The sequence below is a fragment of the Nitrospira sp. BLG_2 genome (assembly GCF_049222245.1).
The window spans coordinates 1-10,928 of sequence record NZ_JBLYIG010000168.1; the positions used below are offsets into that span (position 1 = coordinate 1).

9 protein-coding genes and 2 pseudogenes are annotated in these 10,928 nt (G+C 56.0%); 9 read left to right on the forward strand and 2 right to left on the reverse strand.

Annotated elements, in window-relative coordinates:
* Positions 1 to 248: 248 nt before the first annotated feature.
* The 9 genes and pseudogenes from exbB to ACOSYY_RS04680 all read left to right on the forward strand — a co-directional run bounded on the left by exbB (position 249) and on the right by ACOSYY_RS04680 (position 9,912).
* Positions 249 to 674, forward strand: a complete 426-nt coding sequence (gene exbB, locus ACOSYY_RS04640) for a TonB-system energizer ExbB (protein WP_421661102.1) — start codon at positions 249 to 251, stop codon at positions 672 to 674.
* A complete protein-coding gene (locus ACOSYY_RS04645; RefSeq protein ID WP_421661103.1) occupies positions 664 to 1,038 on the forward strand; it encodes a biopolymer transporter ExbD in 375 nt (124 codons plus the stop codon). Before exbB ends, ACOSYY_RS04645 begins: the two co-directional genes overlap by 11 nt.
* Positions 1,035 to 1,850 (forward strand): energy transducer TonB, encoded by an 816-nt coding sequence (locus tag ACOSYY_RS04650; protein ID WP_421661104.1) that lies wholly within the window; start codon positions 1,035 to 1,037, stop codon positions 1,848 to 1,850. Before ACOSYY_RS04645 ends, ACOSYY_RS04650 begins: the two co-directional genes overlap by 4 nt.
* Positions 1,851 to 1,900: 50 nt before the next feature.
* The gene (locus ACOSYY_RS04655; RefSeq protein ID WP_421661105.1) at positions 1,901 to 2,362 is read left to right on the forward strand and encodes a hypothetical protein; all 462 of its coding nucleotides are present in this window, start codon (positions 1,901 to 1,903) and stop codon (positions 2,360 to 2,362) included.
* Positions 2,363 to 3,021: 659 nt separating this feature from the next.
* A complete protein-coding gene (locus ACOSYY_RS04660; RefSeq protein WP_421661106.1) occupies positions 3,022 to 3,534 on the forward strand; it encodes a sigma-70 family RNA polymerase sigma factor in 513 nt (170 codons plus the stop codon).
* 96 nt (positions 3,535 to 3,630) lie between these two features.
* On the forward strand, positions 3,631 to 4,692 hold the full coding sequence (locus ACOSYY_RS04665) for a FecR family protein (protein ID WP_421661107.1): 1,062 nt from the start codon (positions 3,631 to 3,633) through the stop codon (positions 4,690 to 4,692).
* A 311-nt stretch (positions 4,693 to 5,003) separates the two neighbouring features.
* Positions 5,004 to 7,754, forward strand: coding sequence for a TonB-dependent siderophore receptor (locus tag ACOSYY_RS04670; protein WP_421661108.1), 2,751 nt, complete (start codon positions 5,004 to 5,006; stop codon positions 7,752 to 7,754).
* 374 nt (positions 7,755 to 8,128) lie between these two features.
* Positions 8,129 to 8,425, forward strand: a pseudogene (locus ACOSYY_RS04675) (TonB-dependent receptor plug domain-containing protein); the annotation flags it as partial.
* A 311-nt stretch (positions 8,426 to 8,736) separates the two neighbouring features.
* Entirely contained in the window at positions 8,737 to 9,912 is a 1,176-nt protein-coding gene (locus ACOSYY_RS04680; protein WP_421661109.1) for a TonB-dependent siderophore receptor, read from the forward strand.
* A gap of 84 nt (positions 9,913 to 9,996) precedes the next feature.
* Here the strand turns inward: ACOSYY_RS04680 and ACOSYY_RS04685 are convergent, their stop codons facing one another.
* Together ACOSYY_RS04685 and ACOSYY_RS04690 are read right to left on the reverse strand one after the other, a co-directional pair.
* Complete coding sequence (locus tag ACOSYY_RS04685; protein WP_421661110.1) at positions 9,997 to 10,302, reverse strand: DUF5615 family PIN-like protein; 306 nt, start codon at positions 10,300 to 10,302, stop codon at positions 9,997 to 9,999.
* Positions 10,303 to 10,489: 187 nt separating this feature from the next.
* Positions 10,490 to 10,609: pseudogene (locus tag ACOSYY_RS04690) on the reverse strand (DUF433 domain-containing protein); the annotation flags it as partial.
* Positions 10,610 to 10,928: the final 319 nt, after the last annotated feature.

A 10,928-nucleotide genomic window follows, 5' to 3' on the forward strand; every position in this document is an offset into this window, starting at 1 on the left:
CCGTTTTGAAGCCATGGAGAGGGATTGACAGAACGAAACGCCATGATGTACTGATATCACTTATCATAATCAATGCCGAGGCCACGATGACATAGGCCATCGGTCTGAGGCAAGGGTCCGTTAAATCCAAGCGCATGGCTGCTTTTTTAGGTGACCATGGGCTTTTTTTTCTGCGCTTGTCATGTCAACGAAGACTTTAACGGCACTCAGAAAAATCGGGATGTCCTAGGAACAAAGGATCTTTCTATATGGACGTACTTACCCACCTGGTGGATTACGGAATTATTGGGCTGCTGGTCGTGCTGAGCATATGGGCACTGGCCGTGGCGGTTGAACGGTGGCTCTACTATCGCCGTGTGACGCCTCATCTGTTCGAGAACGTTCAGACGCTGGAAATTGCCTTGACAAAACGGCTGGTTGTCATCGGAACGGTGGCGGCCAATGCACCCTATATTGGACTGTTGGGAACCGTGTTGGGGATTATGCTGACGTTTCATACGATGGGTACCTCTGGAACGATGGCGGTCAGCGCGATTATGGTCGGATTGAGCCTGGCCCTCAAAGCAACCGCTATCGGGCTGCTGGTGGCGATTCCCTGCGTCGTGCTGAACAACATCCTCCGACGACGCGTCTCCGAACTGCTCACGTTATACAAGGTGCAGCATGGAGCGTGAGCTGAATCAGATCAATGTCATTCCTCTGGTGGACGTGATGCTGGTGCTCTTGGTCATTGTCTTGACCACCGCCACGTTCATTTCGACGGGGCAAGTGCCGGTCGAGTTGGCGAAGGCAACGGAAGTCAATGATCATCGGGATGTGCCGTTGATGATTACCCTGACGGCCGACGGTCAACTATTTGTGAATGATAATCCTATCGCGGCGGACGGCCTGGCAACTGTTTTGAACGGGCATTCTCGAGAGTCCGCGGTCATATTGCGGGCTGATCGCGTCACGGTTTTAGAGCGGTTTGTGACAGTGGTTGATGAAGTCAAGGGGCTTGGGTTTCGACAGGTGAGTTTAGAGGTCCTACGATCATGACCACCATCGAATTCAATCGCATCAATACGGGCGCTGGCCACGAACAAACACGAGGTTGGTTGGCATCCGTGATGCTGCATCTCTTGGGTGTTGCCGGCGCGATGTTCATCATGGGGCAAGTCGAGCAACCGGTCCTGCTGGAACCATTTCAGTGGGATATCTCAATGGTGGAGGCTCCATCTCATACTGAACCGACTCAACCTGAATCTATGCCGGTCGAACAAGTGATCCAGCCTCCACCTCCGCCCGTTAAGCCAAAGCCTCGAACCCAAACGGCCACCAAGTCGATAACCAAACAAACCCCGCCACCGACATCCTACGAGGCAATGGTTCCTATTGAAACGACGCAAGTTGTGAAGGATGTGGTTGACGCAATGACGGAGTCTCTCTTTGCAGAATCGTCGGAAACCCAGGTGGTGACTTCGCAGGTTGTCATGACGGAACCGGTAGCCACATTTGAAGCGCCAGCTGTCGAGCAGCGCGTCGTCCAACAGAGACTTGTGCACCATCGTAAAACGGAGGCTGATTACGGTTGGCTGAGCGACATGATCCGAAAACGGATCGAAGAGTTGAAACGCTATCCGCTGCAGGCAAGATCCAATCATTGGGAAGGTAAGGTGGTCGTGCAGGCGGTCATCAAGGCGGACGGCACGGTGGGAGATCTCCGCGTCGCTGAAAGCTCGGGCCACGCGCTGCTGGATGAGGAGGCGTTGGTGGTCATGAGGAAGGCTTCGCCGTTGACGCTCAAACATCAGTTGGAAAAGTCACACATTACCATTCTGGTTCCGATCAGTTATCGTTTGGAAGGGTAACAAGCGGAACAAGAACAGCTCAAGCGAAACACGCATAAAGGAGAATTACGATGAATCGCCAGAGGATCAGGCGCTCAATCATTCGCTCTGTGTCATTCATATCTGTAATCGGAATGCTCTGTCTATTCGGCAATCCAGCAGTGGCCCAGAGCAAGAGTGAGAAAGCTTTCCACGCCGTGGCGGTTGATGCCAAGAGCGTTGAAACGGACGTCAAAAACGTCATCTTCTATTACGAAGAGAAGATCAGTGAAACCGCGTTCGTCCCGCACGAACTTCGTGAACTTCCCGTGAAGCGCGGCACCGCCACGGTCAAAATCAAATTCGATGGCATCAAACAGATCGATCTCAAGCCGTCCGGCAATGGTGCGACGCCGCCTAATGTCACGATTACGCTCAACGACGGCAAGACCGGCGAATTTGTCCTGGCCATCGCAGGCAGTTTCAAAGGCCAATCCGAATTCGGGGAAGTCGAACTACCGGCCGCGGAGCTGAAGAAACTGACCTTCAAGTAGCAGCTACTTCGCGCTGCGCTTGGTATGTGGCGTGCTCGACGAGGGCTCCATTCTGGGTTCGTTCCGAGCCGACTCGGAGGGAGAACATATGCCTTTTCATTTCCCTCCCTATAGTTTCCGGTCTTGTCGCGCCTCCACCCAGGTCCTGAACTCTCAAGATCCCTGTTCTTCGTGGATGGGATTTGATCTTTCTGAATTCAACCGAGAAGACAGGCCATGCGCGAACGAGGGAGAATCATGAACGAGCCGGCTGCCTCGGGCGTGGACGTCCGGTGCCACTGCGGGAAGCTGATAGCGCGTTGGCACGGTCAGAGCCTGGTCATCAAGTGTGCGCGCTGCAGGCGATTCATCCAGATTCACGCGTCCGCCATCGGCGGCATGCCGCCCCGCCAGTTTCACTCTGGCCCGCACCGGTGAGCCTTTGCCGCGCACAGAAATCGCGCAAACACCGGACCGATCACAAATCTCGAATGTGCCGCAGCGCGCGGACGTTCCCTATTCGTTTGGCATCGAAGCGATTCGACCAGCCTGTCGTTTGAAACTGCTGTCGGCATCGCTGATGCCTTGATTTCGCGCATTCATCTCGCTCATAATTGAAACCGCTTCTCATTATCATGGTTATAGCCAGATGATTTCACGGGAAGGCGGGATCATCCTCCGTGGCGAACGAGATTGCGGCAGAACGCTTTGTCATTTTTCGGCAATACTACGACGAGCTCGTCAAGTTTCTGACGGTCAAGCTGCGATCGCGCGACCAGGCTCTCGATGTCGCGCAGGAAACGTTTCTCCGCGTGCTGGCGCAGGGCTCCTCGGTTCCCATCGACCGACCGCGGGCCTTTCTCTATAAGACCGCGATCAATCTCACGGTGGACCTGTTTCGCCGCCGGCAACGCCGCGTCGAACAATCACTCGATACGGACGACATCCAGACTGTCCTGGTCGCCCCGCCGGAACAGGAAACCGTGGTGGCGGCTAAGGAACAAATCCGTCTCCTGTACGAGGCCCTCATGGAGCTTCCGCCTCGCTGCCGCCATGTATTTCTCCTTCACAAATTCAAAGAGCGTTCTCATGCTGAGATCGCCGAGCAGCTCGGTATTTCGATCAGTATGGTTGAAAAGCATATCCTCAAAGCGACGGCCTTCTGTCGCGAACGCTTCAAAGATATCTCGTAGTTAATCAACTTCGTTTTCCTGAGCTACAGTTTTCTATATGAGGGTGAGACCGCTCTTGTTCGTCCCATTCAGTAGAGCTATGATCCATCGCTGCGCATGACACAATCGAACCCAACCACTACACCTCGTTCCTTACGGGAACAGGCTGTCTTTTGGATCGTGCGACTCCATTCGGGTTCAGCCACGAGCGGCGATCGCCGAGAACTCGACGCCTGGTTGATGTCAAATCCGGAGCATAGACGAGAATTCGATGAAGTGTCGCGGATGTGGGCGGTCTTGGACGATACGCAACCCCTATTGTATTCGGAAATCCACAAGGCGGAACACCTATGGGCTGACCATCATGAAAGGAAAGCGACATCTCGATGGTCGCGGTGGAGATGGGGACAGGCTGCGCCCGCCGCGATGGTACTCTTCCTCATCCTTGTGGCAGCCTGGTGGTGGACCGGTCTTCCTGAGACCATGCTGTATGAGACTGCGAAAGGGGCGCAGCGACAAGTGTCCTTGATGGACGGTTCCACTGTTACGTTGAACACGGATACGAGAATGACCGTGGAGTTTTCTCGCGATGAGCGGTTGATCCGCCTGGAGCGCGGTGAGGCCTGGTTCACGGTTTCGCCCGGCCAGCGGCGGCCATTCACCGTGCGCGTCGCCAACGGGACGATCCGCGACATCGGCACACAGTTCGTCGTCAACAAATCCTCCGGTGACGTACGCGTCTTGGTCTGGGAAGGCATCGTCGAAGTCGGAGTCCAGGGGAATCGCGCAGGCATTCCCATGCCTCGACCCGCCGTGCTGCACGCAGGGCAGCAGCTTTCTTACGGCGCAGACGGCGGCATCTCAGACATCAGCGTCTTTGATCGGAATCGCGCCGCGAGTTGGAAAGAAGGCAAGTTGATCTTCCGGTCGCAGCCGCTCAAACAGGTCTTGGAGGAAATCGCACGGTACCGGCCGGAAGACATCAGATTGCTCGATCCGAGCCTGGAAGCGTTTCCGGTAAGCGGTGTCTTCAATATTCAAGAACTTGATCATGCCATGGAGACACTGCAGGCTGCGTTGCCGATTCGCGTGCAGCGAGTCCAAGACAACCTGATCCTCATCGAGTCGGCGCCCCCCTCGTCGAAATCACGAGTGTCGTCCCGTCATTCACCGAAATAAGAAGCACCTCCGCTGGACGAGAGAACGACTCTGTTTCGGATCGTGTGGCGATTTTGACCTCCGGGACGGGGGTGTCACGCGCCACCCAGTCCTTTGTCGCACCATGGTCCACCAAATCCATTCCGTACCAAATAAATAAAAAATCATATGCGACGTGAGGGTGACCGGTCTCGCCGTCGTCCTACCTCTCGTATGCTCCTGTTGGGACTCATGTGTGCCGCCTCGCGCTACCAATGGTGAGGAGTCCCAGGCAAAAGAAAGAATGCGTAGAGCAAAGATAAGAACGACGAACGATGAAGGAGATGAACTCAATGGCCCACGATGATCCTCGCGCTCAAGCTCATGTCCCAGCGGACAATCGGGCGACTGCCGCGCGTGAGCAAACGACGCTCTCCGCCATGGATGAAGAACAGGTCGGTGTGCCCCGGCACCGATTCGCCTGGAATTTCCTGGCAAGTCTATCGGCCTTGGCCTTGGGCATTTATTATCCGGGCGTACCGTCCGATGTTCGGGCGGAGGATTGGAAGCCGACTCCACGCGAGCCGGAACAGGACCTCGATCCGTTCGGAAAGAGAACCGATCAACGGACACGCGGGCGCTCTGACTGGAAAGGGGACCTCGCTCGCAATCAGATGCCGGCCCTTCGAGTGGCGGCGAACGAAGAACCGCAAGGAGGCTCGAAGCAACGGTTCGATATTCCGGCAGGAGATTTGGAGAGCGCGCTCATCGAGTTTTCCAGGCATACCGGTATTCAATCGTTGTACCCGTCCGACGTAGTCGCCGGTCGCCGGACCCAGGGTTTGCAGGGCGACTATACGGCGGAGGAGGCACTCCAAGGCATTTTGGCCGGAACGGGGTTGCAGGCTATATTTTCAAACCCCAGGGCGGTGACGCTCCAGCTCGCGGACAAACAAGGAGCCATCTCGCCGCAGGATCTGTCAGAGGACCAGCTGGAGAAGCAGAAGCCGGTCAAGGTGCCGGAAGTCGTGGTCAAGGATGTCCGGGAACGGCCGACCTGGACCACGCCGGTGGACGGCTACAAGGCCGACCATGCTTCGACGGTCACACGTAGCACCCTGTCCATCGATGAAACACCGACTTCGATCGGAGTGGTTACCCGTGACATTATTCGTGACACATTTTCTCGGACACAAAGCGATGCCTTCGAAGCCGTGAGCGGCATGTCTCGCAGCAACACCAGATTGGGACGGGCTGAAGGCATCAATATCCGAGGGTTCGAAGTCTGTAGCTTTACCGGAGGCTTCAACGGCATGAAGGTCAATGGGCTGCCGACCGATTGCGTGTTCGCGCCGGATTGGGGCATCGTCGAGCGGTATGAAGTCGTGAAAGGTCCAACCTCCATCGTCGGCGGAGCGGCCAATCCCGGCGGCGTCGTCAACCGCATCACCAAGACACCGCAACGTCATAATTTTACGACCACCGAATTTCAAGCAGGTTCCTACGGTCTCTTGAGAGGCATGATCGATGCCAATGGAGTCCTCCCGATCAATGACAATATCCGTGGCCGATTGGTCTTTGCCGTCGAAGACGGGGGTAATTTCGTCGATAATAGTCCGGTCCGGCAATACACCGTCGCTCCGTCCGTCGAATTCAACTTGTTCAAGGGCGCCGGAAAATTACTCGTCCTCGGGACCTATCAAAAGTTCGACGGCGCCAGCTATCCCGGTTGGCCCCTCACGAGCGATGGGAACATGCCCAACGTGCCGCGCACGCGGAACTTCGGCGGCGGCGCCGCGGTGGGAGCCCATACCAACTTTACCGGCTACAACGGCGAGCTCCATTACGATCATCAGTTCATCCACGGCATTAAACTCTCAGCCAAAGGGAAATATTCGCAGTCCAATCTCACCGATAATGTCGTGTATAGCTACACCCCCGGCGGGATTCTCCCGAGCGGGGACTCCTACCTTAACAACGGGCTTCGCCAAAATCGGTTCGATACGTATGCTGGCGAGTTGTTTTTAAGCAAGGACTTCTCGCTGTTCGGGCAGAGGCAGGAAATCCTTGTCGGCGCCGACCATCGCAACATGACGCAGAAGTTCTTGATTGGCTATACCTACTTGCCGGAAGGCGGCACACCTATACTCGATAACGTGTTCAACCCACTGAATGGGATACCCGCGGCGCCCGATTCCTTTTTAGCGAGCATAGCAACCACAAGCCGCCGATCTACCTTGAAACAGACCGGTGTGTTCGCGCAAACGGTCATCCGCCCCTTCGACCGGTTAACCCTCGTGCTGGCCGGACGGCACGACGAGGCGGACTCGACCAACCGCGAGTCATCGACGAGCGCGCAAAGCGGGCGGACGGACTCCCGATGGACCGGCAGAGCTGGCGCGACGTTGAAAGTAACCGACTGGATGAACGTCTATGGCGGCGTCCAACAATCCTTCGCTCCTCAGCCTCTCTTTATCACTCGAAATAATGAAATGTTGAACCCGGAGACCGGTATCAATTATGAAATCGGTGCCAAGCTTCACATGCTCGACGAGCGCCTGCGCATCACCACCGCTCTGTTTCGCACCTATCGCCGTAATGTCGCGACCCCTGATCCGACGGACTTTCGATTTAGCATCGCCGTTGGCGAACAGCGCCATCAGGGTGCGGAATTGGACGTAAACGGGCAACCGATTCCCGGCCTGAACCTGAACGCGGCCTTTACCTATCTGGATGCCGTGATTACGGAAGACAGTACCCCCGGATTCGTCGGCAGTTATCCGACTCGGGTTCCGCGTAACTATGTGGGGCGCGTCTTCGCGACCTATCAGCTCCAGTCCGGTCCCCTGAAGGGGTTGGGATTCGGGGGAGGAGTTTATTACCAAGGCAAGTATGAATTGTTGACACCCAACGCGATCAGTACAGACGCTTATCAACGCGTCGATGCTGTTCTCTTTTACCGTGGAAACGAACGCTACGATGTGACCGTCAACGTCCGCAATTTGCTCAACGCCACATATATCGAGAGCCCAGGCAATCTCAACGCCTATAATAGCTTCGGCGCGCCGATCACCGCCATCGCGTCGCTCCGGGTATTTTTCTGAGGCAGGAACGGGCTCGAGCTGTTTTATCGTTCCGGGTTGACCGAAGGGCGACAGACGCAAGGTGTCCAAGGCACGTATACCCCCATTCGGGCCTTGGGCATCTTGCTGGGCCGGCACCGGCCTGCAGCATCGTGTCCGGCGAGGGGATGGTCACGCTGGAGATCGCGGATCCGCTGAGCGGGAGCAACGGGCAGCCATTCGCTTCTCCCGTTGCCGGAAACATCGCTGGCGATGAAGCGAAGGGAAAAGCAGACATCTCAAAACCCATCAAGGTGCCGGAAGTTGTCGTGAAGCACGTCCGGGAACGGCCGACCTGGACCACGCCGGTGGACGGCTACAAAGTGGACCGCGCCTCGACGGTCACGCGCAGCACCATGTCCATCGACGAGACACCAAACTCGATCGGCGTCGTCACGCGCGATGTGATTCGTGACACCTTCTCACGGACACAGACCGACGCCTTCGAGGCGGTCAGCGGAGTATCTCGGAGCAATTCCAGCCAGGGACGCGCGGAAGATTTCGCGATTAGGGGATTTGATGCCAATGATCATTTCAACGGAATGAAGGCTAATGGGCTGCCCGCCGATGGACTGTTTGCGCCGGATTGGGGCATCGTCGAACGGTATGAAGTCGTCAAAGGGCCGGCCTCGATCGTCGGCGGCGCGGCCAATCCCGGCGGCATCATCAACCGCATCACGAAAACACCACAGCGCTCCAACTTCACGACCGTCGAAGCCAATTTCGGTTCGTATGACTTTTATAGAGGCCTCATCGATGCCAACGGCGTCCTGCCGAGGCACGAGTCTATCCGCGGCCGGTTGGTGTTCGCTGTCGAAGAGGGAGGGAACTTTATCGACTTCACACCTGTTCGGCAATATACCGTTGCTCCATCCGTGGAGATCGATTTGTTCAAAGGAGCGGGCAAATTGCTGTTGGTCGGAACATATCAACATTTCGACGGGGCCGGTTATCGGGCTGGCCATTGGCGAGCGATGGAAAAATGCTCGATGTTCCGCGCACGCGCAACTTCGGTGGCGGAGCCCCCAATGGCGCCCGTACCGCCTATACAGGCTACAACGGAGAAATCCATTACGACCACAAGTTTCTTCACGACATTAAATTCTCGGCCAAGGGGAAATACTCACAATCCGATCTCTCCGATAAAGCTATCTATAGCTATACTCCGTTCGGCCAAATACCGGGCGGTATTCCGCCGAGCGGAGAATCCTATGTCAACGCCGGACTTCGACAGACCCGAGTCGATACCTATGCCGGCGAACTCACGCTCAGTAAGGAGTTTGTTTTGCTGGGCCAAAAGCACGAACTATTGGCCGGAGCCGACCATCGCGATATGACGCAGAATTTCTCGCTCCATTACGCCTATTTGCCGGTGGGAGGACCGTTCGTGTTCGACAATGTGTTCAATCCGAGAAACACCTTACATGCTCCGCCTGATTCAGTGTTGATAGCGGCGTCGCCTCCATTCGCCACCAACGTGACCTTGAAACAGACCGGCGCGTTCGGTCAGTTGATTGCCCGCCCTTTCGATCGGCTGACTATCGTGGCAGCCGGTCGACACGACTCCGCTGATTCCACTCATCTGGATAAACCCACCGGTATCCTGAGCGAACAAACCAAATCCGCCTGGACCGGTCGGTTCGGGGCCACCTTCAAAGTGACTCCGTGGATGAATGTCTATGGAGGAATTCAACAGTCATTTCAGCCACAACCGTTCGCGAGCGCACGTGATCGGCAATTGCTGGAGCCGGAAACCGGCATCAATTATGAAATAGGCGCGAAATGGAATTTTTTGGATGAGCGCCTTCGGGTTACCACGGCGCTGTTCCGCACCTATCGGCGCAACGTGTCGACACCGGATCCGAGCGATATCAGGTTTGCGATCGCCGTCGGTGAGCAACGGCACCAAGGGGTGGAGTTCGATATCAATGGTCAGCCGGTCCCTGGCTTGAACCTCAACGCGAATGTGACGTACCTCGATGCCGAGATTACCAAAGATACACAAGAAGGGTTTGTCGGCAGCTATCCGAGTCGTGTTCCACAGGACTATTTCGGGCGCGTGTTTGCAACTTCACCGCTGGTCGTGGAGGCGGAGAGGGGGTGCAGACATGGCCCGACTGAGTTCGTCAAAGTCCAGTAAGGCCGGAGCCGGTCCCTAAAACAATTGGTCCACTACGTCGGTCGTAATTTGTCTGAAGATATAGAATTGTCCCCTCGACGTTCGTCACAGATACAGGAGTTGATTTTTGATCGCGTCGGCGGTGAAGAAGTTGAGGAGTTTCATAATGCGTCGCGCGACGTCGGCATGGGAGGCGCGGCGATTCGCAATGATGATCCCTGCATGGGATGCGTGCCCGTCAATCGCGGCGCGGTGTAGGCGTTCAAAATCGATCCGATTGTGCGTGAGCAACGCACGCTGTCGTTCGGTGGCAAACCGAAGCTGGGCATCGTCGGAAAGTCCAAGATTCGAGGCGTCGCGAGTTGTCAGGACATCAAACCCATGCGGGCGCAACCACTCGCCTAGCAGCACAGAACATCTTCGTCGAGGTAAAGGGAAACAAACAGAGCGTCGGTCATCCCTGCAGTCGGGGATCAATCGCGTGATCCGGAATCCGATGACGAAGAAGATCCTGGTCGATCTCGTCGCGGTGGTCTTGATAATAACTAAGCGCGTCAAAGACTTGCGCCAACGTGAGGTGCGGTAAGTGAATAAGAATTTCCTCCGGCATGGTTCCAAACTTCCACATCTCCGCGATCGCCCGGACTGGAGTCCGGGTACCCGTGATGATGGGGACCCCGCCCAGAATGCTGGGATCACTGATAATTATAGGGATGATCGGTCGCGAGCGTCATAGCGTCGATCTCAGGGACGACACACAGTATCGAATGGTTCGAGGGAAGTCAACGAACGTCGCGAATGGTGGTTGTCAGGGGAGTAAAACGAGCGTAGTCGGCTCGGTGAAGAACTCGTCCTTTGGCATGCCATCAACTTCAAGATAAGACCATCCTTCCCGTCAATAGCGCAGACTGATTTCCGGAAAGTGAACATTTCTTTTCTTCGCCTCGCCATGGTACGGTCCAATCCCGATTTTGGTGACAAGCAGTGAGCGGCGGACCATGACTCTCTCGAACCCAACCGGACCGCGATCCGTGTCT

Coding starts and splice junctions, on each gene's coding strand:
- ACOSYY_RS04670 (WP_421661108.1), top strand. CDS start 5,004: ATGGCCCACGATGATCCTCGCGCTCAAGCTCATGTCCCAGCGGACAAT.
- ACOSYY_RS04645 (WP_421661103.1), top strand. CDS start 664: ATGGAGCGTGAGCTGAATCAGATCAATGTCATTCCTCTGGTGGACGTG.
- exbB (WP_421661102.1), top strand. CDS start 249: ATGGACGTACTTACCCACCTGGTGGATTACGGAATTATTGGGCTGCTG.
- ACOSYY_RS04655 (WP_421661105.1), top strand. CDS start 1,901: ATGAATCGCCAGAGGATCAGGCGCTCAATCATTCGCTCTGTGTCATTC.
- ACOSYY_RS04665 (WP_421661107.1), top strand. CDS start 3,631: ATGACACAATCGAACCCAACCACTACACCTCGTTCCTTACGGGAACAG.
- ACOSYY_RS04650 (WP_421661104.1), top strand. CDS start 1,035: ATGACCACCATCGAATTCAATCGCATCAATACGGGCGCTGGCCACGAA.